The sequence below is a fragment of the Streptomyces sp. NPDC043870 genome (assembly GCF_056435785.1).
Window position 1 is genome coordinate 335970 of record NZ_JBWKDT010000001.1, and the last position, 24468, is coordinate 360437.

Here is a 24468-nt window from a genome sequence, read left to right on the forward strand (position 1 = left end):
TTTCCGTGGGCGAATGCTGGAGTTTCGTTTCAGCAGATCGAGCGGTTCAGCCGCAGCTCCCTCAGCTCGCGTCGAGGAAACGGTCCAGTACCCGCACGCCGAACTTCAGACCGTCCACCGGAACCCGCTCGTCCACTCCGTGGAACATTCCGGCGAAGTCCAGCTCGGGCGGCAGTTGCAGCGGTGCGAAGCCGAAGCAGCGGATGCCGAGGTCGTCGAAGGACTTGGCGTCGGTGCCGCCGGAGAGCATGTACGGGACGGCTCGGGCGATCGGGTCCTCGGCCCTGAGCGCCGACTGCATGGCGTCCACCAGATCGCCGTCGAAGCTCGTCTCCAGTGCCTTGTCGGCGTGCACGTCCTCCCGCTTCACGCGCGGCCCGAGGAGCCGGTCGAGATCGGTCAGGAACTCCTCCTCGTATCCCGGCAGGAAGCGCCCGTCGACATGCGCCGTGGCCTGCCCGGGAATCACGTTCACCTTGTAACCGGCGCCGAGCATGGTCGGGGCGGCGGAGTTGCGGAGCGTCGCGCCGATCATCTTGGCGATGCCGCCGAGCTTGGCGAGGGTCGCCTCCATGTCCTCCGGGTCGAGCGGGGTGCCCAGCGCGTCGGACAGCTCGTCGAGGAAGGACCGTACGGTCTTGGTCATCCGCACCGGCCAGGTGTGGCGGCCGAGCCGGCCGACGGCCTCGCAGAGCTCGGTGATCGCGTTGTCGTTGTTGGTCATCGAGCCGTGTCCGGCGGTGCCCTCGACCGTGAGCCGCATCCAGTGCATGCCCTTCTGGGCGGTCTCGACGAGATAGAGCCGCAGATTCTCGTTCACGGTGAAGGAGAAGCCGCCGACCTCGCCGATCGCCTCCGTGACGCCCTCGAAGACATCCGGGTGCTTGTCGACGAGATACCGGGCCCCGTACGTACCGCCCGCCTCCTCGTCCGCGAGGAACGCCAGCACCACGTCGCGCGGCGGCTTGCGGCCGCTGCGCAGCCGGTCCCGTACGACCGCGAGGGTCATCGCGTCCATGTCCTTCATGTCCACCGCGCCACGGCCCCAGACGCACCCGTCGGCGATCTCCCCGGAGAAGGGGTGGTGGGTCCAGTCGTCGGCGTTGGCCGGTACGACATCGGTGTGGCCGTGGATGAGCAGCGCCGGCCGGGACGGGTCCTCGCCCTCGATCCTCGCCACGGTGGAGGCCCGGCCCCGGTGCGACTCGATGATCTTCGGCTCCAGGCCCACCTCGGCGAGCTTCTCCGCCACGTACTCGGCGGCCGCCCGCTCCCCCGGGCCGGAGTGGTCGCCGTAGTTGCTGGTGTCGATCCGGATCAGATCGCGACAGAGATCGACGACCTCGTCCTCGCCGGAGATCCTCCGGGCGGTCTGCGACTCGCTCACGCTGTTTCCTCCCACTGTCGCTCTGGTGGTCCGTCCTCATCCTCCCGCGCCCCCGGCTCGCGCCAAAGAGTGCCCGGGTGATGACACACGCCCGAAACGGGACGAGGTGCGGGACGGGGTACGGGAGTGGGCAGAAGGCGGACGGGGGGTGGAGTGGGGGTGGAGAGGGGCGGACAGGGGGCGTGATCGGGCACTCCGAATGTTTGCTATGGTTTTCCACGTCGGAACGGCCCAGGGCCGGAAGACAGACACCTGGTCCGGGTGGCGGAATGGCAGACGCGCTAGCTTGAGGTGCTAGTGCCCTTTATCGGGCGTGGGGGTTCAAGTCCCCCCTCGGACACCAGCATCGAACCCCAGCTCAGCTGGGGTTTTTTGTTTTTACGGGGCCGTACGGAGGCGGGTGCTCGAGCCGTGGGACGCAGGAGACGGGCTGCCCCGGTGGCGCCGCTGGCGCAGCGCGACGGGATCGACCCGGTGCGGATCCGGCTGCCCGCCGATCCGGACGGGACCTGGCGGACGGTACGGGACCATCTGGTCGGGCGGTTCGCGGGGGCGGTCGGGGCCGAGCGGGTGGATGCCATGCTGCGCGAGGAGCGGTTCGTCTCGGCGGACGGGCCGGTGGCCGCCGAGGAGCCGTACACGGCCGGACGGTATCTCTGGTTCCACCGGGATTTCGCGCCCGAGCAGCGCGTCCCGTTCGAGATCGGGATCGTGTACCGGGACGCTCGTGTGGTGATCGCCGACAAGCCGCACTTCCTCGCGACGACTCCGCGCGGCCGGCACATCACCGAGACCGCGCTGGCCCGGCTGCGCCGTGATCTCGAGCTGCCGGAGCTGCAGCCCGCGCACCGGCTGGACCGGCTGACGGCAGGGCTCGTGCTGTTCGTCGTACGGCCCGAGGACCGCGGCGCGTACCAGACGCTGTTCCGGGACCGGCGGGTGCGCAAGGAGTACGAGGCGGTGGCGCCGTACGACCCCGGGGTGGCGCTGCCCGTCACCGTGCGCAGCCGGATCGAGAAAGAGCGCGGGGTGCAGGCCGCCCGGGAGGTGGCGGGCGAGCCGAACAGCGAGAGCCGGATCGAGCTGCTGGAGCACCGCGGCGGGCCAGGGCACGCGAGCCCGGCAAGATCCGGAAGCCAGGCCCTCGGCCGGTACCGGCTGCTGCCGGCCACCGGCCGTACCCATCAGCTGCGGGTGCACATGAACGCCCTGGGGCTGCCCATCCTCGATGATCCGGTGTATCCCGTGGTCCGTGCGGACGGGCCGGAGGACTACCGGCGGCCGTTGCAGCTGCTCGCACGGGCCCTGGAGTTCACCGACCCGCTCAGCGGGCGGGAGTGCCGGTTCGAGAGCGGGCTGCGGCTTTCGGCGTGGTGACCGTGCCGGTCACAGCACCACCACCGAGCGCAGGACATCGCCCTCGTGCATCCGGGCGAAGGCCTTCTCGATGTCGCCGAGGCCGATCGTCTCGGTGACGAAGGCCGCGAGGTCGATGCGGCCCTGCTGGTGGAGATCGATGAGCATCGGGAAGTCGCGGGACGGCAGACAGTCGCCGTACCAGGAGGACTTGAGCGCGCCGCCGCGGCCGAAGACGTCGAGGAGCGGGAGTTCGAGCTTCATCTCGGGTGTCGGAACGCCGACGAGAACGGTCGTGCCCGCCAGGTCCCGGGCGTAGAAGGCCTGCTGGTACGTCTCGGGGCGGCCGACGGCCTCGATGACGACGTCGGCGCCGAAGCCGTCGGTGAGTTCGCGGATCGCCTCGACGGGGTCGGTGGTGCGGGAGTTGACGGTGTGGGTGGCGCCCATGGAGCGGGCGGTCTCCAGCTTGCGGTCGTCGATGTCGACGGCGATGATCCGCGCGGCTCCGGCGAGCCGGGACCCGACGATCGCCGCGTCGCCGACGCCGCCGCAGCCGATGACGGCGACCGAGTCGCCGCGGCCGACGTTTCCGGTGTTGAGGGCGGCGCCGATGCCTGCCATCACTCCGCAGCCCAGCAGGCCGGCCACGGCCGGGGAGACCGACGGGTCGACCTTGGTGCACTGGCCGGCGGCGACCAGCGTCTTCTCGGCGAAGGCACCGATACCGAGAGCCGGAGAGAGCTCCGTCCCTCCCCCTGAGCCTCCGGCCAGCGTCATCTTCTGCCGGGCGTTGTGGGTGTCGAAGCAGTACCAGGGCCTGCCGCGCCGACAGGCCCGGCAGCGGCCGCAGACCGCACGCCAGTTGAGGATCACGAAGTCGCCGGGGGCGACCTCGGTGACGTCCGGGCCGGTCGACTCCACGACGCCCGCGGCCTCATGGCCGAGGAGGAAGGGGAAGTCGTCGTTGATGCCGCCCTGCTTGTAGTGGAGGTCGGTGTGACAGACCCCGCATGCCTGGATCTTCACCACGGCCTCGCCGGGGCCGGGGTCGGGAATCACGATCGTCTCGACCCGCACGGGTTCGTCCTTGCCGGGGGCGACGACCCCCTGGACCTGCTGCGCCATCGCAGTGCTTCCCTTCCTCGGGGGACTTCCGCGTACAGCTGTCCCGCCCCACTATTCCCGAAGCCGCTCCCGATTCCCGAAGCCGCTCGCGAAACCGCTCCCGAAGCCGCTCGCGAAACGGCGAGGCCCCCGCGGGATGTCCCGCGGGGGCCTTCCGTGCAACGCGTACCGGGACGCGGTGGCGTCAGAGCTGCTTGTGTCCGGCGGCGATCCGCTTGACCTTCTTGCGGACGACGAACCAGCCGCCGACGAGCGCGAGCGCGATCAGCGGGAGGCAGTTCACCGTGGTGCGGCTGATGCCGCCGTCCATCCACATGAGGACCAGCACGGAGGCGAGGAAGACCAGGGTGATGATCTGCGTGTACGGAGCCCAGGGCAGCTGGTAGCCGGGGCGGGTGACCCGGCCGTCCTTGGAGCGGTTCCAGAACAGCAGCGAGCAGACCATGATCATGCCCCAGGTGCCGATGATGCCGATGGAGGCGAAGTTCAGCACCAGCTCGAAGGCGTCGCCCGGCATGACGTAGTTCAGGACCACGCCGAGGACACCGAAGCCCGCGGTGAGCAGGATGCCGCCGTAGGGCACGCCGCCCTTGTTCATCACGCCGGTGAACCTGGGCGCCGAGCCGGACATCGACATCGAGCGCAGGATGCGGCCGGTCGAGTACAGGCCGGAGTTCAGGCTGGACAGGGCGGCGGTGAGCACGACGAGGTTCATCACGCCGGCCGCGCCCGGGATGCCGAGCTTGTCGAACACGGTGACGAAGGGGCTCTGGTCGCCGGTGTAGGCGGTGTACGGCAGCAGCAGCGCGAGCAGGATGACCGAGCCGACGTAGAAGAGGCCGACGCGCCACATGATCGAGTTGATCGCCCTCGGCATGATCTTCTCGGGGTTCTCGGTCTCACCGGCGGCGACGCCGCACAGCTCGACGGAGGCGTAGGCGAAGACGACACCCTGGATCAGCAGCAGCATCGGCATGACACCGGTCGGGAAGACGCCGCCGTTGTCGGTGATGGTGGCCAGGCCCGGGGTGTGGCCGCCGACCTCGTGCTGGGTGACGACGAGGAAGATGCCGATGAGCATGAAGACCACCAGCGCGGCGACCTTGATGATCGCGAACCAGAACTCCATCTCGCCGAAGTACTTCACCGAGATGAGGTTGGCGGTGAGGACCACGGCGAGGGCGATCAGGGCGAGCACCCACTGCGGGATGTCGCTGAACATCGCCCAGAAGTGCGCGTAGGTCGCGGCCGCGGTGATGTCCGCGATGGCGGTGGTCGACCAGTTCAGGAAGTACAGCCAGCCGGCGGTGTAGGCGCCCTTCTCGCCCATGAACTCACGGGCGTACGAGACGAAGGCACCGGAGGAGGGCCGGTAGAGCACGAGCTCGCCGAGCGCGCGCACGACGAAGAAGGCGAAGACGCCGCAGACCGCGTAGGCGATGAAGAGCGAGGGGCCGGCGTTGGCCATGCGTCCGCCGGCGCCGAGGAAGAGGCCCGTACCGATGGCGCCGCCGATGGCGATCATGTTGATGTGCCGCGACTTGAGGTCCTTGCGGTACCCGGCGTCACCGGCGTCTACGTGGGGGGTGCCCGTTGCCGGAGGCCCGGCGACGGGCGTTTCGGCCGCAGTCATGATGCGGTCACTCATGTAGGTGTTCGCCTTCGTGAGGGGGTGTGCGGTACCCGGTCAGATGCCGGCGGCCTTCCGCGGTGAGGAAGACAGTCACCACGGCTCGGCCTCGGGGCGCAGAAGGCCCGAAAGCTCATAGTCACGGCAACCCTGGGATTTTGGCAGTGGCGCACCTCACTCAGATACAGATCTGAGGTATTTCAGAGGTTGCGACAAGGTGAAGCAAGGATGCCATGATCCTCAGGGGGCGAGTACGTCCAGCTCCTGGAGCGCCCCGACGGCGATCTCACGCGTAAGGGTCTCGGCCCGGGCTGCGTCGCCTTCGCGAACGGCTTCGGCGACCTGCACATGGAGGGTCACGGCAGCCGGGTCCGGGTCCTCGAACATCACCTGGTGGTGGGTGCGGCCGGCGAGGACCTCGGCGACGACATCGCCGAGCCGGGCGAACATCTCGTTGCCGGAGGCATTGAGCACGATCCGGTGGAAGGCGATGTCGTGCTCCAGATACCCCTCCAGCTGATGGCCGCGGGAGGTGGCGACCATGCCGAGCGCGCACTCGGTGAGCGCCGCGCACTGCTCGGGGGTGGCGTTGCGGGCGGCGAGCCCGGCGGCGACCGGCTCGATCGCGGACCGCAGCACGGTCAGTGAACGCAGCTGGCGGGGGCGGTCGGCACCGGCCAGCCGCCAGCGGATGACGCGCGGGTCGTAGACGTTCCATTCCGCCGTGGGACGTACGGTCACGCCGACGCGGCGCCGGGATTCCACCAGGTGCATCGACTCCAGGACGCGGACCACTTCACGGACGACGGTGCGCGAGACGTCGAAGCGCTCGGCCAGCTCGTCGGTGCGGAGCACATTGCCCGGCGGGTACTCCCCCGCGGTGATCGCCAGGCCGAGGCTGTCGAGGACGTGTGTGTGCAGCCCGTGGCCCTCTGTGGTCATGGGCCAAGCCTACGGGGCGGGGCCGTAGAACATTAAGTATGACGTTTACATCTCAACCTCTTGAATAAGTCGTACCTAATGCGTTTCAGTAGCGCGACGGCTCGACGGCGGGACCGCTGCCGGGCCCATGTCGATGACGTCGGACCGATGTCGAAGAAGACAGCGAGGCACCCATGAGCACCCCCCACGTCGTCGTAGTGATGGGCGTGGCAGGGACCGGCAAGACCACGATCGGCCCCCTGCTCGCCGAACGCCTGGGCGTTCCGTACGCCGAAGGCGACGACTTCCATCCCGCGGCCAACATCGCCAAGATGTCGGCCGGCGTCCCGCTGGACGACGCGGACCGGGCGCCCTGGCTCGACGCGATCGGGCAGTGGGCGCACGGCAGGGCGGGCCTGGGCGGCGTGGTCGCCAGCTCCGCGCTCAAGCGGATCTACCGGGACCGCCTGCGCGCCGCCGCGCCCGACGCCGTCTTCCTCCACCTGACCGGCGACCGTGCGCTCATCGAGCGGCGGATGGCCGAGCGCAAGGGGCACTTCATGCCCACCGCGCTGCTCGCCTCACAGTTCGCCACCCTGCAGCCGCTGCAGGAGGACGAGGCCGGCGTCTGTGTCGACGTCACCGGGTCTCCCGAAGAAATCACCGAGCGAGCCGTCGCCGCGCTGCGCCGGCTCGAGAGCTAAGGAATCACCGTGACCAGTCTCAGCGTCGAGATGCTGGCAGCGGACGCCACCGAACCGATCACCTCGGCGGGCAACGCACAGCTGGGCATCGCCGTTCTCGCGGGCATCGCCGTCATCGTCGTGCTCATCACCAAGTTCAAACTGCATGCCTTTCTGGCACTGACGATCGGCTCGCTGGCGCTGGGCGCCTTCGCCGGTGCTCCGCTGGAAAAGACCATCGAGTCCTTCACCAAGGGCCTCGGCACCACCGTCGCGGGCGTCGGCGTGCTCATCGCGCTCGGCGCGATACTCGGCAAGCTGCTCGCCGACTCGGGTGGCGCGGACCAGATCGTCGACACGATCCTCGCGAAGGCGAGCGGCCGGTCCATGCCCTGGGCGATGGTGCTGATCGCGTCGATCATCGGGCTGCCGCTCTTCTTCGAGGTCGGCATCGTCCTGCTGATCCCGGTGGTGCTGATGGTCGCCAAGCGGGGCAACTACTCGCTGATGCGGATCGGCATCCCGGCCCTCGCGGGCCTGTCGGTGATGCACGGCCTCATCCCGCCGCACCCCGGCCCGCTGGTCGCGATCGACGCCATCGGCGCCAACCTGGGTGTCACCCTGGCGCTCGGCCTGGTCGTCGCCGTACCCACGGTGATCATCGCCGGTCCGGTGTTCTCCAAGTACGCCGCACGCTGGGTCGACATCCAGGCCCCGGACGGGATGATGTTTTCCTCCGGGGGTTCCTCCCGGACCCCCGCCGAGCGCTCCTCCGAGGACCTGGCGAAGCGGCCCAGCTTCGCCGCCACCGTCTCCACCGTGCTGCTGCCGGTCGTCCTCATGATGGCCAACGCCCTCGTCGAGATCGTCGTCGACGACCCCGAGAACCCGGTTCAGCGCGTCACCGACGTCATCGGCTCGCCGCTGATCGCCCTGCTCGCGGCCGTGATCGTGGGCATGTTCACGCTGGGCCGGGCCGCCGGCTTCAGCAAGGGCCGGATCGCCTCCACCGCCGAGAAGTCCCTCGCCCCGATCGCGGGCGTGCTGCTGATCGTCGGCGCCGGCGGCGGCTTCAAGACGACGCTGATCGACATCGGTGTCGGCCAGATGATCCTGGACTTCTCCAAGAACTGGGCGATCCCGACGCTGCTGCTGGCCTGGCTGATCGCGGTCGCGATCCGGCTGGCGACCGGCTCGGCGACCGTGGCGACGATCTCCGCCGCCGGTCTGGTCGCCCCGCTCGCCGCCGACATGGGCACCGCCGAGGCGGCGCTGCTGGTGCTGGCGATCGGTGCCGGCTCGCTCTTCTTCAGTCACGTCAACGACGCCGGATTCTGGCTGGTGAAGGAGTACTTCGGGATGAGCGTCGGCCAGACGATCAAGACCTGGTCGGTGATGGAGACCATCATCTCGGTGGTCGGCATCGTCTTCGTCCTGCTGCTCTCCCTGGTGCTGTAGCCCCTCCGGCCGTCAGCCGGCGGCCGTCAGTCCTTGTCCGGGTCCCACAGCGGGTGTTCCCGACGGGCCCACGGGCGCTCGACCGACCCGGTGCGCATGCCACGGCGTGCCTCCGGGTCGGCGAGCGCCATTCCGATGTGGCCGATGAGTACGAGGCCGATGGTGAGCGCCAGCCAGTCGTGCACGAAGGTCGCGCTCGTACGCCACACCAGCGGGGCGAGATGCGTGAACCACATCAGCAGCCCCGTGCCGAGCATCACCAGGACCGCGCCCGCGATCCAGGCCGCGTAGATCTTCTGTCCGGCGTTGAACTTGCCCGCCGGACGCGACGACGGCCGGCGGTCCCGGCGCCGTACGGCCCGCAGCCATTGCCGGTCGTGCGGACCGAAGCGGTTGAGCCGCCCCAGATCCGCCCGGAACGCGCGCGAGGCCAGCCCCAGCAGGAACGGTGCGGGCAGCAGCAGTCCCGACCACTCGTGCAGGGTCACCACGAGATGGCGGCGGCCGACGAGTTCGGCGATCCCCGGGACGTACAGTGCGGCCGCGGTCGCGACGCACAGCAGCATCAGGGCCGCGGTGGTGCGGTGCACCCAGCGCTCGGCGCCGCTGAACCGCCGTACAGGAACCGGGCGTTCAGACGGTGGGGGCGTCGTCGCGGCCGTTGGACCGGCCGACCCAGGCGTCGACGTCATAGCCTCTCTCCTCCCAGTATCCGGGCTGCACTTCGGAGGTCAGGGAGATTCCGGAGAGCCATTTCGCCGACTTGTAGAAGTACATGGGCGCGATGTAGAGACGCACCGGGCCGCCGTGCGAGTGGCTGAGCGGCTTGTCCTGCATCCGCAGGCAGACCAGGACGTCGGAGCGTCGGGCCTGGTCGAGGGTGAGGCTCTCGCTGTACGTGCCGTCGAAGCAGGTGAACCGGATGGCCCGGGCCTCGGGCCGCACCCCGGCCGCGTCCAGCAGGTCCGACAGTCTCACGCCCTCGAACGCGGTGTCGGGGACACGCCAGCCGGTGACGCACTGCACGTCGCGCACGATGCGGGTCTGCGGCAGCGCCCGCAGGGCGTCCAGTGTGTACGTCGTGGGCCGCTCGACCAGTCCGTCGACGGTGAGGCGGTAGTTCTTCTCGTTCTTGTGCGGTACGGACGCGGCGACCGAGTAGTAGCGGAAGCCGCCGCCGTTCGGGAGCAGCCCGGTGAGCTTGGTGGGGTCCTTGTCGGCGACCGAGCCGAGGAAGGCTTCGAGGCCGCGCTGCAGATACGGGGCGGTGGCGACGCCTGCGGCGCCGAGGCCGAGGACCGAGAGCACCAGGCGCCGCCCGACGGGCGTGCCTTCGGCATCGGGGCTGGGGGCTGAGTTGGGGTCCTTCACATTCCGATTCGAGCACCCGCGGCCGCCCGAATCCAGAGACCGCGGGTGTTCGTCAGACTTCCGTCACACCCGGCGTCACCGTCGGGCGTCCGCCGCACCGGCCGGATCGGCGGCTTGCTCCAGCCGGAAGGCCTCGTTGCCCAGGCCGATCCGGGCGTGCACATCGGGCTTCGCGGAGCGCAGGACCGCGCCGTAGAGCAGCCCGCCGACCAGCGCGACGCCGATGACGCCCGGCAGGATCCAGTTGAGGGAGGAACCGGGTCCGGCGCCGATCAGGGCCTCGAAGTCCTTGACCGTGTAGACGGCGATCGCGACGAGGGCGAGGCCCGCGAGCCCGGAGGCGATGAGCCGCCAGGCCTGCGGTCCGGCCGCGCCGCGCCGTACGAAGAAGGCGATCACCGCGAACGAGGCGGCGGCCATCAGCAGGATGACGCCGAGCGCTCCGACGTTGCCCATCCAGGTGAACAGGCGCAGTACGGGCGTGGTGGGGTCGCCCACGGGCAGGTCGTCGGTGGCCGCGAAGGCCGCGATGACCAGGACGGAGACGGCGGACTGGAGCACGGAACCGGTGGCGGGGGCACCGCTGGCCTGGTTGGTACGGCCGAAGGCGGCCGGGAGCAGCCCCTCACGGCCCATGGCGAAGGCGTAGCGCGCGACGACGTTGTGGAAGCTGAGCAGGGCCGCGAACATGCCGGTGACGAAGAGGACGTGCAGGACGTCGGTGAAGGTGCCGCCGAGCCGGGTCTCGGTGAGCGAGAAGAGCAGCCCGGGTCCCTGCTTGCCGGCCTCGCCGGTGATGGCTCCGGGCCCGGTGGCCACGGTGAGGGCCCAGGCGCTGAGTGCGAGGAACAGCGCGGCGTACCCGACGGCGAGGAACATCACGCGTGAGACGACGACCTGTGGGCGGCTGGTCTCCTCCGCGTACACAGGGGACTGCTCGAAGCCGACGAACGCGGCGATGCAGAAGCAGAGGGCGGTGCCGAGGCCGGCGCCGGTGAGGGTGTCGGGGTTGAATGCGCTCAGCGACAGGCCTTCGCTGCCCGGTTCGGCGACGGCCGCGATGTCGAAGATGACGACGAGCGAGCACTCGATGACGAGGAGCACGCCGAGCACCTTGGCGTTGAGGTCTATCTTCAGCCAGCCCAGTACGGCGACGATCGCGGCGGCGACGAGGGCGGGGACCCACCAGGCGACGGTCACGTCGAGATGGGTGGCGAGGAGCCCGGAGACCTCGAAGCCGAGGATGCCGTAGATGCCGACCTGCATGGCGCTGTAGGCGACGAGGGCGACGAGCGAGGCGCCGGCGCCCGCGGTGGGGCCGAGGCCGCGGGCTATGTACGCGTAGAAGGCACCGGCGTTGTGGACGTGCCGGCTCATCTCGGCGTAGCCGACGCTGAACAGCATCAGGACGACTCCGAGGATGACGTACAGGAGGGGCTGGCCGACGATGCCCATCACACCGAACACGGTGGGCATGACCCCGGCGACGACCATCAGCGGGGCGCTGGCGGCGAGCACGGAGAGCAGCAGGCCCGCGGTGCCGAGGCGGTCGGCCCGAAGGGCGCGTTCCTGTCCTTTGTAGGTGTGGATCTCGCTGGTGCTGGTGGCGCTCGTGCGGGTGCTGGTCGCGTCGCTCGATCTGGCAGCCGGCGGCATGGCGGGGTGGTCCCTTCGGCGATGGTGGTCGTTCATACGGTGCCGAGCGCGGCGTTGCGCGCGGCCTGGAAGGCGCGGTGCGGGTCCCGGTCCGGATACGACCAGGGAGCAGGGGTGGCGTGCGGGCCGATGCGGTGGAAGAGCGCGGCGGCCTCGCCGGAGCGGCCCTCGCAGACCTTGGCGTGGGCGAGGAAGTTGAGGTCGAGCCGGTTGCGGGGGTGGTCCTCGCGCTCCCATTCCAGCCACCAGTCGAAAGCGGCCTTCATCACCTGGCGGGCGCGGCGGCCGGTCCAGTGGCCGGAGCGAAGGGGGTCGGCCGGTTCGCTGCCGGCCGAGGCCAGCACGCGGTAGCGCTCGGCGTGCGCGACGACGGGCAGGACGGCGAGCGGGGAGTCGGCGGGGGCCTGTTCCGCGGCCCAGGCCGCGAAGTCGTAGACCTCGTGCAGCGGGTCCTGGCCGGCTCCGGGGTGCCGTTCGGCGAGTCTGGCGGTCATCAGGTGGTGGGCGTGGTGGTGCTCGGGGTGCCGGGCTCGCACTTCGTCGAAGAGGCGGGCGACCTCTTCCTCGGTGCCGAGGGTGCGGGCGAGGAGCAGCAGGGCGAGCCAGGGGGTGGGGTCGTGCGGGGCGAGCTCGGCGGCGGCGCGGCAGGCGGTACGGGCCCGCTCCGCAGGCTCCTTGCCGCGCAGCGCACCGAAGACGGCGGCGCAGGCGAGGAGTGCGGTGGCGTCGGCGCTGGCGGGCTCGGCGAGCAGCCAGTCACGCGCCCAGGCGGCGCTCGACGGCGGTGTGCCGAGCACGACGAGACGGTGGCCCCTGCGGTCCCAGTCGTCGCCGGTCCCGGCGAGCAGGGAGCGCACCGCGGTCCACCGTCCCTGCGCCAACTGGCCGCGCACGGCGACCAGTTCGGTGTCGTCGAGTGCGGGGTCGAAGGCATGCCCGGTGCGTGCTGCCCGACGCCGGGAGCGACCGAGCGGCGGAGGTGGGGGCATCCGCGGCTTCCTTCACAGCAGGATGTGAGCGAACGATCGCGCACAGCAAAGCGGCAGGGAAGGCTCCGCGTCAAGGGCGGTTCTGTGGGGTGGCTGAGGCGCGCGGGGTGGACGGTGGCTGAATCAACTCCCGGAGCGGGCGGTGCGGTTGGTCCCGGTGCGGCTTCCTCCCCCGGCCCGGGATTCCGGCTCCGGCTCCGGCTTCGGCTTCGGCTTCGGCTCCTATCCTGTTGCCGTGAGCGACGACGAACCCCTCAAGCCGTATCTGCTGGCCTTCCCCGGGCCGCTACGGGACAAGCTGGTCACCGCGGTCCTCTCCGGCGAGAAGGTCTCGACGACCGGGCTGCTGGCCGAGTACGAGGCGGAGCGGGAGGAGTTGCCGGAGCCCGGCGAGCGGTCGGCCCTCATCGACTCCGCGGGCCACGAGGTCGCTGTGATCGAGCTGACCGAGGTCCGGGTCCTGCCGCTGGGCGAGGTGGACCTCCGTCACGCGCTCGACGAGGGCGAGGGCCACCGGACGGTGGCCGAATGGCGCGCGGCGCACGAACGCTACTGGCACGGCGAGGAGATGCGCGAGGCACTGGGCGACCCCGGGTTCACGGTGGACGACTCGACGATGCTGGTGGCAGAACGCTTCCGGGTGGTACGGCGCTCGGACGACGCGTAGGCGCTGCCCGGGCGACGCGTAGGCACTGCCCGGGCGACGCGTAGGCACTGCCCGGGCGACGCGTAGGCACTGCTCGCCGGTCGCGGCGGCACGGTGCGCGCCCGGCGACGCAGGCGGTGTCCTCCGTCAGGACACCGCTTTCGCCGCCGCCCTCCCCGCCGCGCGGCCCGAGAAGATGCAGCCACCGAGGAAGGTGCCTTCGAGGGAGCGGTAGCCGTGGACCCCGCCGCCGCCGAAACCGGCCGCCTCGCCCGCCGCGTACATCCCGGGCAACGGCTCGCCGCCCGCCGTGAGCACCCGCGACGAGAGGTCCGTCTGCAGGCCGCCCAGCGACTTCCGGGTCAGGATGTTGAGCCGTACGGCGATGAGCGGCCCCGCCCCGGGGTCGAGGATGCGGTGCGGGGACACCGTGCGGATGAGTTTGTCGCCGAGGTACTTGCGGGCCCCCCGGATCGCCGTCACCTGAAGGTCCTTGGTGAAGGGGTTGGCGATCTCCCGGTCGCGCGCGGTGATTTCGCGGCGCAGCCCGTCCTCGTCGATGAGCGGCTCCTTGGTGAGGGAGTTCATGCCGCGCACCAGCGCGCCCAGGTCCTTCTCGACGACGAAGTCCACGCCGTTGTCCATGAACGCCTTCACCGGGCCCGGCACGTCCAGGCGGGCCCGTGCGATGACGTCGCGGACCGACTTGCCCGTCAGGTCGGGGTTCTGTTCGGAACCGGAGAGCGCGAACTCCTTGCCGATGATGCGCTGGTCGAGCACGAACCACGTGTAGTCGTAACCGGACCGCATGATGTGCTCCAGCGTCCCGAGCGTGTCGAAGCCGGGGAAGAGCGGTACGGGCAGCCGCCGTCCGCGGGCGTCCAGCCACAGCGAGGAGGGCCCGGGCAGGATCCGGATGCCGTGCCGGGCCCAGATCGGGTTCCAGTTCTCGATGCCCTCGGTGTAGTGCCACATGCGATCGCGGTTGATGTGATGCGCGCCGGCCGCCTCCGCGATGCCGAGCATCAGCCCGTCGACATGCGCCGGGACGCCGGAGAGCATCTTCTCGGGCGGGGTGCCGAGGCGTTCGGGCCACTGGGCACGTACGAGGTCGTGGTTGCCGCCGATGCCGCCGGAGGTGACGATCACGGCCTGGGCCCTCAGTTCGAAGGACCCGGTGACCTCCCGGCTGCTCGCCTTTCCGCGCTCGACGCCGGACGGCTCCAGGATCTCCCCCGTCACGGTGTCCACGGTCCCGTCGGTCCGGCCGAGTCCGGTCACCCGGTGCCGGAAGCGCAGCTCGACGAGCCCGCGGGCGACGCCCTCCCTGACCCGCCGCTCGAACGGCTCGACGAGGCCGGGGCCGGTCCCCCAGGTGATGTGGAAGCGCGGCACGGAGTTGCCGTGGCCGTTCGCGTCGTAGCCGCCGCGCTCGGCCCAGCCGACGACCGGGAAGAACCTGACTCCCTGCGCGTGCAGCCAAGGCCGCTTCTCACCGGCGGCGAAGTCGACGTACGCCTCGGCCCAGCGGCGCGGCCAGTGGTCCTCCTCGCGGTCGAAGCCGGCCGTACCGAGCCAGTCCTGGAGCGCCAGGTCGTGGCTGTCCTTGATGCGCATCCGGCGCTGTTCGGGCGAGTCGACGAAGAAGAGTCCCCCGAACGACCAGTGGGCCTGTCCGCCGATCGACTGCTCGGGCTCCTGGTCGAGCAGGACGACCTTCCGTCCGGCGTCGACGAGCTCTGCGGTGGCCACGAGGCCCGCGAGTCCTGCCCCGATCACGATGACATCAGCGTCGTACGCCATGGGTGGTGTCCCTCCCGGAGCGGGGCCCGGTGGCGCGGCCCGGTCAGCGGCTCGGTTCAGTGTCTCGGCTCAGCGACTGGGTTCAGCAGCTGAGATCAGCGGCTGGGTTTCAGTGGCTTCGATCTTCTGTACGCGGCAGTAACTCGTCAACAGTTCAATCCACGCGAGACGGCCCCCGCTTTTAATAATGTCCAGCATTAGGATCGCGGCATGGCGAGGACGTCAGGACCCGAGACCCGGGAGAAGCTCATCCGCGCGGCCGAAGAGATCTTCGCGGCGCAGGGAGTCGACGGAGCGCAGATCCGCGACATCGTGCGGCTCGCGGGCCAGAGCAATCCGTCGGCCGTGCAGTACCACTTCGGCTCGCGCACCGGACTCGTGGAGGCGGTGATGGCCGGCCGCCAGGCCCGTACGGAACAGGTGCTGGCACCGCTGCTCGACGGGGCCCCGGACGATCTCCGCGAGCTGGTGGCCGTGCTGGTCATGACGGAGGCGACCGAGCTGCACTCCGAGCGGGGGCTGCGCTGTCTGCGGATCTCGGCCCAGCTGAGCCACGAGAGCGGCGTACGCACCCGCACTCCGCACCCCACGCTCGACGGCACCGTCTACTGGCGGCTCATCGAACGCGTCGAGGCCTGTCTGACCCCGGCCGGGCTCCCCGAGCCGGTCCTGCTGGAACGCCTGGACCTCGCGCTCACCCTGATCGGCGCGGCGCTCGCCGACCGGGCCCGCCAGTACCTCGACGGCATCGCCCCGCTCACCGGAGAGGAGTTGTTCCTCGCCGACCTCGTCGAGACCGCCACCGCACTGCTGCGGGCGCCCTTGCCCGCCGCCCGGTACACCACCACCCGAGGGGACACCACATGACCGATCTCGGCGGAAAGACCATCGTCATCACGGGCGGCGCACGCGGACTGGGGGCCGAGGCCGCCCGGCAGGCGGTCGCGGCCGGCGCGTCGGTCGTCCTCACCGACGTCCTGGCCGACGAGGGCGAGGACATGGCCGCGGAGCTGGGCGGGCGTGCCCGGTTCCTGCGCCACGACGTGACCTCGGAGGAGGACTGGCAGCGGGTCGCGCGGTACACGGTGGCCGAGTTCGGCGGGATCGACGGGCTGGTCAACAACGCCGGGACAGCCGCCGGTCAGTTCATCGAGGCGGAGAGCGTCGAGAACTTCCGCAAGGTCCTCGACATCAACCTCACCGGCGTGTTCATCGGGATGAAGACGGTCATCCCGGCCATGAAGGAGCGTGGCGCGGGCTCGATCGTCAACATCTCGTCGGCCGCCGGGCTGATGGGCCTGGCCCTGACCGCCGGGTACGGCGCGTCGAAGTGGGGGGTGCGGGGGCTGACGAAGATCGGCGCGGTGGAACTCGGGACGGCGCGGATCCGCGTCAACTCGGTGCACCCGGGCATGACCTACACGCCGATGACCGCCTCCGTCGGCATCCGCACGGGAGAGGGCATGTACCCCAACACACCGATGGGGCGGGTCGGCGAGCCGCACGAGATCGCGGGCGCGGTGGTCTTCCTGCTCTCCGACGCGGCCTCGTACGTGACGGGCGCCGAGCTGGCGGTGGACGGCGGCTGGACCACGGGCCCGACGGTGAAGTACGTCATGGGCCAGTGAGTCCGGTCCGGTCGGTCGACCGGCCTGGTTGGATGAGGGCATGAGTGCCGCTTCCAGTCCCTCCGACGAGATCCTCGACATCGTCGACGAGAACGACGAGGTCATCGGGCAGGCCCCGCGCGGCGAGGCGTACGCGCGGGGCCTGCGCCACCGCTGCGTGTTCATCCAGGCCCGGGACGCGGAGGGCCGGATCTTCGTCCATCGCCGCACCCCGACGAAGCTCGTCTTCCCCTCCCTGTACGACATGTTCGTCGGTGGTGTCGTCGGCGCGGGCGAAACGTACGACGAGGCGGCGCTGCGCGAGGCCGAGGAGGAACTCGGCGTCTCCGGGCTCCCCCGGCCCGTCCCGCTCTTCAAGTTCCTCTACGACGCCCCGGCGACGGATCCGGGACAGATCTGGCAGACCTGGTGGTCGGCCGTGTACGAGGTCCGCTGCGAGCTGCCGGTGAACCCCCAGGCCGAGGAGGTCGCCTGGCACGCCTTCCTGCCGGAGGCGGAGCTGGAGGCACGGCTGGGCGAGTGGGAGTGGGTTCCGGACGGCCTCGCCGCGTACGAACGTCTGCGCGACCATCGGGCCTCGGCGGGCTGAGCCCGGCCGGTGACGGCGCGGGCGAGCACCTCGCAGGACCCGTGCCGGAAGCGCCGGTCCGGGCACCGACTATGCCGCGGGTAGGGTGCGACGCGTGAGCGAATTCGTACAGAGTCTGCGGCTGTGGTTCGCGCCCCAGCGGATCCGGGACGAGGGCGAGACCCCCGACTACCGCTTCTCGCTCGCCAATGAGCGCACTTTCCTGGCCTGGCTGCGCACCGCGCTCGCGCTGATCGCCGGCGGCTTCGCCGTCGACCAGTTCCTGCCCGATCTTCGCTGGGGTGTCCGCGTGGGTCTTTCGCTCGCGCTGATCGGCACGGGCGTGCTGTGTGCGCTGCGGTCCGTCAACCACTGGGTGCGCTGCGAGCGGGCGATGCGGCGCGGCGAGGATCTGCCGGTGTCGCGCTTCCCGACGCTGCTGGCGCTGGTCGTGGGCGCCGTGTCGGTCGCGATGGTGGTGGTCGTCTCCTGGGGCCGTGGGTGAGCGGCGGTGCCCGCGATCCGGGACTGCAGCCGGAGCGGACCCGGCTGGCGTGGCGGCGCACGACGCTGTCCTTCACGGTCGTCGCGGTGCTCGCGGCGCGCCAGGTCGTCCGGCACGACGAGATCACGGGAGGCGATGTCGTCGCCTTCGCGCTGAGCGCGCTGGTGTGGCTGGCGTTCCTGTTCGTGGCGCAGCGGCGCATCGGGGTGATGGCCGCGGGGCGGCCGCCGGGCGCGATGCCCCTCGGTCAGGCTCTCGCAGCCACCCTGTGCACGCTCGCGCTCGCCGCGTTCGCCGTCACGATTGTGTGGTGACCGTGCGGAGACCGCATCGCACGGTGACCCGGACGGGCGAGGCGACCGGCCGGACGCGGGCGCTCAGCCCTCCCAGTCGACGGTGACGACGATCTTTCCGCGGGCGTGACCTTCCTGGCTGAGCCGGTGGGCGTCGGCGGTCTTCTCCAGCGGGAAGCTGCGGGCCACATGGACCGAGATGACCTCCTCCTCGGCGAGCTCGCTCAGCCGGTACAGGTCCGCGGTGTTGGGACGTACGAAGACATAGCGTCCGCCGAGCGTGGTCACCGCCGCGTCGCTGATGGAGGCGAGCCGGCCGCCCTTGGCGAGCAGCTCCGCGGAGAGGGTCAGGGTCTCGCCGCCGATGGTGTCGAAGACCGCGGCGACCCCGTCGGGCGCGAGGGCCCGTACCCGCTCGGCAAGCCCTTCGCCGTACGTCACCGGCTCCGCGCCCAGATCGCGCACATGCTCGTGGGACGGCTCACTCGCGGTGCCGATCACCCGGGCGCCGAAGTGGCGGGCGAGCTGCACGGCCATCGACCCGACCCCGCCGGCCGCGGCGTGCACGAGGAGCGTGTCGCCCTGGCGCACCCCCAGGGCCTGCGTGAGCACCTGGTAGGCGGTGAGCCCGGCCAGCGGCATCCCCGCCGCTTCCTCGAAGCTCAGATTGCGGGGTTTGCGGGCGAGGGTGCGGACGGGGGCGGCGACGTACTCGGCGAAGGTCCCCCGGGACAGGAAGTCCTCACGGACGTATCCCATCACCTCGTCACCGACGGCGAACTCGGGCACGGAGGCACCCGGCTGGACGACGACCCCGGAGACGTCCCAGCCCGGGATCACCGGAAAGACGGCGTCGACCACTGCGTCCAGGTAGCCCTCGCGGAGTTTCCAGTCGACCGGGTTGACGGCCGCCGCCCGCACCTTGACCAGGACGGAGTCGGGCCCGACCTTCGGCTCCGGGAGCTCGCCGTACTCCAGGACCTCGGGACCGCCGTAGCGGCGGTAGCTGATCGCCTTCATGCTCCGACCCTCCGACCCGCCCGGGGCTTGCGCAAGCTGAAGGCCGCCCCGGGGGGACACCTGGTGGGGTGTGCCGTCCGGATCGCGCCGCGGCACACCGCGGGAACACCGATTAAACGGATATTACAGACTAATCTGAGTGAAACCAGGAGATCTCCCGATCCACCCCGAAGGTGAGCCACATGACCGTCCTCCACCAGGAGCACCCCACCCACGAGCACACCCACCGGCCGGGCTGCGGGCACACCGAGATCGTGCACGGCGACCACATCGACTACGCGCACGACGGACATCTGCACCGCTCGCACCAGGGCCACTGGGACGAATGCGAACCGGGCGGCCATGTCACGCACAGCGACCACGCTCACCAGCACGGAGACGGCTGCGGGCACACCGCCGTCGCCCACGGCGACCATGTCGACTACGTCCACGACGGCCACCGCCATGCCGCCCACGACGGGCACTGGGACGACCACTGACCCGCCCCCGTTCCGCCCGGCCGTGGCCAACTGGCAGGCTGTCCCTGTCAGTTGGCCACGATCTCCGGGGAGCCGCGGTGCCTGCCACCGATCCGTACACCGTCCAGCTCACGCCGTCGGTGCAGGCGTACGTCCAGCCCGATGGCGGCTGGTGTCTGAACAACGCGGGAATCATCAGCGACGGTGAGTCCACGCTCCTCGTCGACACCGCCGCCACCGAGCGGCGCGCGCTGCTGCTGCGCGAGGCGCTTCTGGCGACCGGAGCCCGACTGCCGCGCACGGTCGTCAACACGCACCACCACGGCGACCACACGTACGGCAACTGCGTGTTCACACCGGACGCCACCGTCGTGGGCCATGAGTCCTGCCGCTCGGAGGCCCTCGCCGCCGGGCATCAGCTCCATCTCATCTGGCCGCAGACCGACTTCGGCGACATCACGATCACCGCGCCGGACGTGACGTACAGCGAGCGGCTGACGCTCCGGGCCGGCGGGACCGAGGTGCGGCTGATCCACCCGGGGGTGGCGCACACCGTGGGCGACACGATCGTCCACCTCCCCGAGCACGGCATCGTCTTCACGGGCGACCTGATCTTCCAGGGCGGTACGCCGTTCATCCCCATGGGTTCGCTCAGCGGCTCACTGCGGGCGCTGGAGCTGCTGCGCTCGCTGGACGCCGGGACCGTCGTCCCGGGGCACGGCCCGGTCACCGACCCGTCGGCGTACGACGCCACGGAACGGTATCTGCGATACGTCGCCGCACTCGCCGAGACCGGGCACACCAAGGGCCTCACCCCCCTGGAGACGGCACGCACCGCCGACCTCGGGGAGTTCGCCGGGCTGCGGGAGAGCGAGCGGCTGGTGGCCAATCTGCACCGGGCGTACGCCGAACTGGAGGGGCAGCCGGCCGGCTCGCCGCTCGACCCCGTCGCCGTCTTCGGGGACATGGCGGTGATGAACGGGGGCGTGCCGGTGGCGTGCCACGCCTGATTTCTTTCAGGGCCCCGAGCCCGCGGGCCCCGCGCCTCAGCCCCGGGGGCCATGGCCCCCGGTCACCAGCGCGGCATCACCGGGGTGCGCCACTGAGGGTCCGCCTTGCGCATCGCCGCCGCGTCGTCGCGCTCGCGCATCGTGCCGTCGTCCTCCAGCCAGCGCCGGTGCAGCGCCGCCAGCTTCTCGCGGTCGAGTTCGACACCGAGGCCCGGTGCGTCGGAGACGGTCAGCCGCCCGTCGCGGAAGACGTGGCGGGCGGTGACGATGTCCTCGGTCTGCCAGGGGTAGTGGCTGTCGCAGGCATGGTCGAGGTTCGGGACGGTCGCGGCGACCTGGGTCATGGCCGCGAGACTGACGCCCAGATGCATGTTGGAGTGCATCGAGAGTCCGACGCCGAACGTCCGGCAGATGGCGGCCAGTTCGCGGGTCTTGTGCAGGCCACCCCAGTAGTGGTGGTCGCTGAGCACGATCTGTACGGCGTCACGTGCGAAGGCGTCGGCGATCTCGGGGAAGGTCGTCACGCACATGTTGGTCGCCAGCGGTACGTCGGTACCGGCGGCGATCTCGGCCATCCGGTCGGTGCCGCTCGCCGGGTCCTCCAGGTATTCGAGGACGCCCTTCAGCCGCTCGGCGACGTACAGAGAAGTCGCCACGGACCAGGCACCGTTGGGGTCGAGGCGCAGCGGCCGGCCGGGGAACGCTTCGGCGAGTGCCCGGATCGCGGCGATCTCCTGGTCCGGCTCGAAGACGCCACCCTTGAGCTTGAACGAGGTGAAGCCGTGGTCGCGCTCCAGGCGCAGCGCCTGGGCGACGATGCCCGCGGGGTCGAGGGCGGCGCTCCAGTCGTCCTTCTCGCCGCCGTCCGGGTGGGCGTCCCAGCGGTAGAAGAGATACCCGCTGTATTCGACGGTGTCGCGGACCTTGCCGCCGAGCAGGGCGTGCACGGGCAGTCCGAGCGTCTTGCCCAGAGCGTCCAGGCAGGCGACCTCGAAGCCGGAGACGACCGAGAGCCGGAGCTTGTCCGCGGTCTGGACGCCCCGCAGTCCGCCGGCGTCGACACGCGCGTCGGCGGCCCGCGAATCGCCACACACCTGGTCGGCGAGACCGAAGAGGCTGTTCAGGTCGGTGACCGGACGGCCGGGGAGTGCCTCGGCGAGAGGCCTGGCGAGTTCGAGGTATGTGCCGTCGCCGTACGTCTCGCCCACGCCCGTCACTCCACCTCGCGTGACGACCTCCACGATGAGGCGTGGCGTGTACGGCTGGTGGACGCCCTGGGTGTTGAGCAGCGGTGGATCGGCCATGAGGATCGGGGTGAGCCGGACCGTGTCGATGAGCAGCGCGGTATCCATACATGAACCCTATTCAGAAATACGATCAGGAGACCAGGGGCCGAGCCGGTCTTTCCGGTCGGACCCTGGACGACATACCGACTGGTCGGTCATCATGAGTGGGAACCGAATCGCCGCCCCACCGGAGGTGCCCCCGATGAGCTCAGTCCACCCGCCAGGCCTCGACCCCGAGCAGCTGCGCGGCTTCCTCGACCGCGAGCGACCGGGCCTGGTGAGCGGACCGCTCAGCGCCCGGCTGATCCAGGGCGGACGGTCCAACCTCACGTACACCGTCACCGACGGCGCCGGCCAGTGGGTGGTCCGCCGGCCCCCGCTCGGCCATGTGCTGGCCACCGCCCACGACATGAAGCGTGAGCACCGGGTGATCAGCGCCCTGCACCCGACGGCCGTGCCGGTGCCCGAGCCGGTGCTGCTGTGCGAGGACGAGTCCGTACTCGGCGCGCCTTTCTACGTCATGGAATTCGTCGAGGGCACGCCGTACCGCACGGCCGAGCAGCTCGCGCCGCTCGGCCCGGAGCGCACCCGCAAAGCCCTCCTCGGCCTCGTCGACACGCTCGTCGAGCTGCACGCCGTGGCTCCCGAGTCGGTGGGCCTGGGCGACTTCGGCCGCCCGGAGGGCTTCCTGGACCGGCAGCTGCGCCGCTGGGGCAAGCAGCTCGACGCCTCCCGCAACCGCGAGCTCGCGGGTATCGACGAGCTGCACGCCGCCCTCGGCCGCGCCCTGCCCACCTCTCCCGCGCCCGCCGTCATCCACGGCGACTACCGCCTCGACAACGTCCTGATCGGTGACGACGACCGGATCAAGGCGATCCTCGACTGGGAGATGTCCACGCTCGGCGATCCGCTCACCGACCTCGGGCTGCTGGTGATGTACAGCCAGAAGCTGGAGGTCCCCGACTCCCCCGTCAGCACCACGGCGGGAGCCGTCGGCCACCCCGATCCCGCCGAGCTGATCGAGCGTTACGCCGCCCGCTCCGGCCGCGACACGTCCGCCATCTCCTGGTACACGGCGTTCGCGTGGTTCAAGCTCGCCGTGATCCTCGAGGGCATCCACTACCGCTACACGCTCGGCCAGACCGTCGGCGCCGGCTTCGACCGCATCGGCGATCTCGTCCCCGTCTTCATCGAGCACGGCCTCACCACCCTCCAGGAAGGCTGATCACTCCCATGGACTTCGCATTCGACGCGCGCACCGAGGAACTGCGGGCCAAGCTGCTCGCCTTCATGGACGAGCACGTCTATCCGGCCGAGGCGGTCGAGCACGAGCAGCGCGCGCAGCTGGCCTCGCCGTGGGACACCCCGGCAATCATGGATGAGCTCAAGGCCGAGGCCCGTAAGCAGGGTCTGTGGAACCTCTTCCTCCCGGACGAGGAGTACGGGGGCGGGCTGACCAATCTCCAGTACGCGCCGCTCGCCGAAATCACGGGCCGCAGCCCCCACTTGGCCCCGACGGCGCTGAACTGCGCGGCGCCCGACACCGGCAACATGGAGGTGCTGGCCCAGTTCGGGTCCGAGGAGCAGAAGAAGCAGTGGCTGGAGCCGCTGCTGGCCGCCGACATCCGCTCGGCCTTCGCGATGACCGAGCCCGAGGTGGCCTCGTCCGACGCGACGAACATCGAGACTCGGATCGAGCGGCAGGGTGACGGGTACGTCATCAACGGCCGTAAGTGGTACATCTCCGGCGCGATGAATCCGGACTGCAAGATCTTCATCGTGATGGGCAAGACCGACCCCGACGGGGCCGACATCCGCCGCCAGCAGTCGATGATCCTCGTCCCGCGTGACACGCCCGGCGTCGAGGTCCGGCGCGCCATGCAGGTGTACGGCTACGAGGACCACTCCCACGGCGGGCACGCCGAGGTCGTCTTCGACAACGTCCGCGTTCCGGCGTCGAATCTGATCGGCGAGGAGGGCGGCGGCTTCGCGATCGCCCAGGCGCGGCTCGGTCCCGGCCGTATCCACCACTGCATGCGGCTGATCGGCATGGCCGAGCGGGCGATCGAGCTGATGTGCCGCCGGGCCGTGTCCCGTACCGCCTTCGGCAAGCCGATCGCCCAGCAGGGTGTGGTGCAGAACTGGATCGCGGACGCCCGGGTGACGGTCGAGCAGCTGCGACTGCTGGTGCTGAAGACCGCGTGGCTGATGGACACGGTCGGCAACCGCGGCGCGCACACGGAGATCCAGGCCATCAAGATCGCCACTCCGCGTGCGGTCGTCGACATTCTCGACAAGGCGGTCCAGGTGCACGGCGCCGGCGGGGTCAGTCAGGACTTCCCGCTGGCCGAGCTGTGGGCGGCGGCGCGGACGCTGAAGCTGGCGGACGGGCCGGACGAGGTGCACCAGCGGTCGCTGGCGCGGCGCGAGCTCAAGAAGTACGTCTAGGCCGTGTTTGAGAACTAGCGCCGTCCGCCCGCAGGGCGGGGCTCGAGGCGTCCGGTGCGTGCAATCGCAAGGCGGAGGATCGTCCTCGTACTGGACGTACTTGGATGACTCCGACAACGCAGCGTGGGGGCACCTCCCGTGCCCGAAGGGCTACGGGGGAGTGCGTGCCAGGCGTCGCGAGCCAGGCGGGAGTTCTCAAACACGGCCTAGTCTTCTGTCCTGAC

General features: G+C 70.5%; 24 protein-coding genes and 1 tRNA gene. 14 read left to right on the forward strand and 11 right to left on the reverse strand.

The annotated features are described in order from the left end of the window. Positions 1-61: 61 nt before the first annotated feature. Entirely contained in the window at positions 62-1387 is a 1326-nt protein-coding gene (locus tag AC0699_RS01550) for a M20/M25/M40 family metallo-hydrolase (protein WP_478654274.1), read from the reverse strand. 255 nt (positions 1388-1642) lie between these two features. Here AC0699_RS01550 and AC0699_RS01555 point away from each other — a divergent pair. Next, positions 1643-1730, forward strand: a tRNA-Leu gene (locus AC0699_RS01555). Between the two features lie 68 nt (positions 1731-1798). Beyond that, a complete protein-coding gene (locus AC0699_RS01560) occupies positions 1799-2764 on the forward strand; it encodes a pseudouridine synthase (RefSeq protein ID WP_478654276.1) in 966 nt (321 codons plus the stop codon). Positions 2765-2773: 9 nt separating this feature from the next. Here AC0699_RS01560 and AC0699_RS01565 read toward each other — a convergent pair whose 3' ends face one another. The 3 genes from AC0699_RS01565 to AC0699_RS01575 form a co-directional block, all read right to left on the reverse strand. Then, positions 2774-3871 carry an S-(hydroxymethyl)mycothiol dehydrogenase gene (locus AC0699_RS01565; protein WP_478654278.1) on the reverse strand — a complete coding sequence of 366 codons (1098 nt, stop codon included), beginning with the start codon at positions 3869-3871 and terminating at the stop codon, positions 2774-2776. Between the two features lie 184 nt (positions 3872-4055). Further along, a complete protein-coding gene (locus AC0699_RS01570) occupies positions 4056-5519 on the reverse strand; it encodes an amino acid permease (RefSeq protein WP_478654281.1) in 1464 nt (487 codons plus the stop codon). Positions 5520-5741: 222 nt separating this feature from the next. Then, positions 5742-6443, reverse strand: coding sequence for a FadR/GntR family transcriptional regulator (locus AC0699_RS01575; RefSeq protein ID WP_478654283.1), 702 nt, complete (start codon positions 6441-6443; stop codon positions 5742-5744). A gap of 173 nt (positions 6444-6616) precedes the next feature. Between AC0699_RS01575 and AC0699_RS01580 the strand changes: the two genes are divergently transcribed. Both AC0699_RS01580 and AC0699_RS01585 read left to right on the forward strand, forming a co-directional pair. Then, complete coding sequence (locus tag AC0699_RS01580) at positions 6617-7126, forward strand: gluconokinase (protein ID WP_469767764.1); 510 nt, start codon at positions 6617-6619, stop codon at positions 7124-7126. Between the two features lie 9 nt (positions 7127-7135). After that, a complete protein-coding gene (locus tag AC0699_RS01585) occupies positions 7136-8563 on the forward strand; it encodes a GntP family permease (protein WP_478654286.1) in 1428 nt (475 codons plus the stop codon). 26 nt (positions 8564-8589) lie between these two features. Here the strand turns inward: AC0699_RS01585 and AC0699_RS01590 are convergent, their stop codons facing one another. The 4 genes from AC0699_RS01590 to AC0699_RS01605 all read right to left on the reverse strand — a co-directional run bounded on the left by AC0699_RS01590 (position 8590) and on the right by AC0699_RS01605 (position 12579). Continuing rightward, positions 8590-9255 (reverse strand): cytochrome b/b6 domain-containing protein, encoded by a 666-nt coding sequence (locus tag AC0699_RS01590; protein ID WP_478654288.1) that lies wholly within the window; start codon positions 9253-9255, stop codon positions 8590-8592. Then, positions 9197-9934, reverse strand: a complete 738-nt coding sequence (locus AC0699_RS01595) for a molybdopterin-dependent oxidoreductase (protein ID WP_478654290.1) — start codon at positions 9932-9934, stop codon at positions 9197-9199. The genes AC0699_RS01590 and AC0699_RS01595 overlap by 59 nt, the downstream gene beginning before the upstream one ends. A gap of 75 nt (positions 9935-10009) precedes the next feature. Beyond that, entirely contained in the window at positions 10010-11590 is a 1581-nt protein-coding gene (locus AC0699_RS01600) for an APC family permease (RefSeq protein ID WP_478654293.1), read from the reverse strand. Positions 11591-11622: 32 nt separating this feature from the next. Beyond that, positions 11623-12579: a hypothetical protein gene (locus AC0699_RS01605; protein ID WP_478654295.1), complete on the reverse strand. Its 957-nt coding sequence runs from the start codon at positions 12577-12579 to the stop codon at positions 11623-11625. A gap of 235 nt (positions 12580-12814) precedes the next feature. Between AC0699_RS01605 and AC0699_RS01610 the strand changes: the two genes are divergently transcribed. Next, positions 12815-13246, forward strand: a complete 432-nt coding sequence (locus AC0699_RS01610) for an ASCH domain-containing protein (protein WP_478654297.1) — start codon at positions 12815-12817, stop codon at positions 13244-13246. 126 nt (positions 13247-13372) lie between these two features. On the opposite strand, the gene AC0699_RS01615 is transcribed toward AC0699_RS01610, so the two are convergent. Next, positions 13373-15028 (reverse strand): FAD-binding dehydrogenase, encoded by a 1656-nt coding sequence (locus tag AC0699_RS01615; protein ID WP_478654299.1) that lies wholly within the window; start codon positions 15026-15028, stop codon positions 13373-13375. Positions 15029-15238: 210 nt separating this feature from the next. Between AC0699_RS01615 and AC0699_RS01620 the strand changes: the two genes are divergently transcribed. From AC0699_RS01620 to AC0699_RS01640, 5 genes are all read left to right on the forward strand, one after another. Continuing rightward, positions 15239-15895 (forward strand): TetR/AcrR family transcriptional regulator, encoded by a 657-nt coding sequence (locus tag AC0699_RS01620; protein ID WP_478654302.1) that lies wholly within the window; start codon positions 15239-15241, stop codon positions 15893-15895. Then, positions 15892-16656 (forward strand): glucose 1-dehydrogenase, encoded by a 765-nt coding sequence (locus AC0699_RS01625; RefSeq protein ID WP_478654304.1) that lies wholly within the window; start codon positions 15892-15894, stop codon positions 16654-16656. Before AC0699_RS01620 ends, AC0699_RS01625 begins: the two co-directional genes overlap by 4 nt. A gap of 40 nt (positions 16657-16696) precedes the next feature. Continuing rightward, on the forward strand, positions 16697-17245 hold the full coding sequence (locus tag AC0699_RS01630) for an NUDIX domain-containing protein (protein ID WP_478654306.1): 549 nt from the start codon (positions 16697-16699) through the stop codon (positions 17243-17245). 94 nt (positions 17246-17339) lie between these two features. Then, positions 17340-17729, forward strand: a complete 390-nt coding sequence (locus AC0699_RS01635) for a YidH family protein (protein WP_469767754.1) — start codon at positions 17340-17342, stop codon at positions 17727-17729. Then, on the forward strand, positions 17726-18043 hold the full coding sequence (locus tag AC0699_RS01640) for a DUF202 domain-containing protein (protein WP_478654308.1): 318 nt from the start codon (positions 17726-17728) through the stop codon (positions 18041-18043). Before AC0699_RS01635 ends, AC0699_RS01640 begins: the two co-directional genes overlap by 4 nt. A gap of 63 nt (positions 18044-18106) precedes the next feature. Here the strand turns inward: AC0699_RS01640 and AC0699_RS01645 are convergent, their stop codons facing one another. Then, positions 18107-19042, reverse strand: coding sequence for an NADP-dependent oxidoreductase (locus AC0699_RS01645; RefSeq protein WP_478654310.1), 936 nt, complete (start codon positions 19040-19042; stop codon positions 18107-18109). 182 nt (positions 19043-19224) lie between these two features. On the opposite strand from AC0699_RS01645, the gene AC0699_RS01650 reads away from it, so the two are divergent. Together AC0699_RS01650 and AC0699_RS01655 are read left to right on the forward strand one after the other, a co-directional pair. Next, positions 19225-19521, forward strand: a complete 297-nt coding sequence (locus AC0699_RS01650; protein WP_478654312.1) for a hypothetical protein — start codon at positions 19225-19227, stop codon at positions 19519-19521. Between the two features lie 77 nt (positions 19522-19598). After that, positions 19599-20510, forward strand: a complete 912-nt coding sequence (locus AC0699_RS01655) for an MBL fold metallo-hydrolase (protein ID WP_478654314.1) — start codon at positions 19599-19601, stop codon at positions 20508-20510. Positions 20511-20572: 62 nt separating this feature from the next. On the opposite strand, the gene AC0699_RS01660 is transcribed toward AC0699_RS01655, so the two are convergent. Beyond that, on the reverse strand, positions 20573-21862 hold the full coding sequence (locus AC0699_RS01660) for a glucarate dehydratase family protein (RefSeq protein WP_478654316.1): 1290 nt from the start codon (positions 21860-21862) through the stop codon (positions 20573-20575). A gap of 136 nt (positions 21863-21998) precedes the next feature. On the opposite strand from AC0699_RS01660, the gene AC0699_RS01665 reads away from it, so the two are divergent. Together AC0699_RS01665 and AC0699_RS01670 are read left to right on the forward strand one after the other, a co-directional pair. Then, on the forward strand, positions 21999-23021 hold the full coding sequence (locus tag AC0699_RS01665; protein ID WP_478654318.1) for a phosphotransferase family protein: 1023 nt from the start codon (positions 21999-22001) through the stop codon (positions 23019-23021). An 8-nt stretch (positions 23022-23029) separates the two neighbouring features. Further along, positions 23030-24244, forward strand: a complete 1215-nt coding sequence (locus AC0699_RS01670; protein WP_478654321.1) for an acyl-CoA dehydrogenase — start codon at positions 23030-23032, stop codon at positions 24242-24244. Positions 24245-24468 lie beyond the last annotated feature (224 nt).

Bases quoted from the DNA above. Each gene is read 5' to 3' on its own strand.
- AC0699_RS01565 (WP_478654278.1), bottom strand. From the start codon at position 3,871: ATGGCGCAGCAGGTCCAGGGGGTCGTCGCCCCCGGCAAGGACGAACCC.
- AC0699_RS01570 (WP_478654281.1), bottom strand. From the start codon at position 5,519: ATGAGTGACCGCATCATGACTGCGGCCGAAACGCCCGTCGCCGGGCCT.
- AC0699_RS01575 (WP_478654283.1), bottom strand. From the start codon at position 6,443: ATGACCACAGAGGGCCACGGGCTGCACACACACGTCCTCGACAGCCTC.
- AC0699_RS01580 (WP_469767764.1), top strand. From the start codon at position 6,617: ATGAGCACCCCCCACGTCGTCGTAGTGATGGGCGTGGCAGGGACCGGC.
- AC0699_RS01590 (WP_478654288.1), bottom strand. From the start codon at position 9,255: ATGACGTCGACGCCTGGGTCGGCCGGTCCAACGGCCGCGACGACGCCC.
- AC0699_RS01600 (WP_478654293.1), bottom strand. From the start codon at position 11,590: ATGCCGCCGGCTGCCAGATCGAGCGACGCGACCAGCACCCGCACGAGC.
- AC0699_RS01605 (WP_478654295.1), bottom strand. From the start codon at position 12,579: ATGCCCCCACCTCCGCCGCTCGGTCGCTCCCGGCGTCGGGCAGCACGC.
- AC0699_RS01615 (WP_478654299.1), bottom strand. From the start codon at position 15,028: ATGGCGTACGACGCTGATGTCATCGTGATCGGGGCAGGACTCGCGGGC.
- AC0699_RS01620 (WP_478654302.1), top strand. From the start codon at position 15,239: ATGGCGAGGACGTCAGGACCCGAGACCCGGGAGAAGCTCATCCGCGCG.
- AC0699_RS01625 (WP_478654304.1), top strand. From the start codon at position 15,892: ATGACCGATCTCGGCGGAAAGACCATCGTCATCACGGGCGGCGCACGC.
- AC0699_RS01630 (WP_478654306.1), top strand. From the start codon at position 16,697: ATGAGTGCCGCTTCCAGTCCCTCCGACGAGATCCTCGACATCGTCGAC.
- AC0699_RS01645 (WP_478654310.1), bottom strand. From the start codon at position 19,042: ATGAAGGCGATCAGCTACCGCCGCTACGGCGGTCCCGAGGTCCTGGAG.
- AC0699_RS01650 (WP_478654312.1), top strand. From the start codon at position 19,225: ATGACCGTCCTCCACCAGGAGCACCCCACCCACGAGCACACCCACCGG.
- AC0699_RS01660 (WP_478654316.1), bottom strand. From the start codon at position 21,862: ATGGATACCGCGCTGCTCATCGACACGGTCCGGCTCACCCCGATCCTC.
- AC0699_RS01665 (WP_478654318.1), top strand. From the start codon at position 21,999: ATGAGCTCAGTCCACCCGCCAGGCCTCGACCCCGAGCAGCTGCGCGGC.
- AC0699_RS01670 (WP_478654321.1), top strand. From the start codon at position 23,030: ATGGACTTCGCATTCGACGCGCGCACCGAGGAACTGCGGGCCAAGCTG.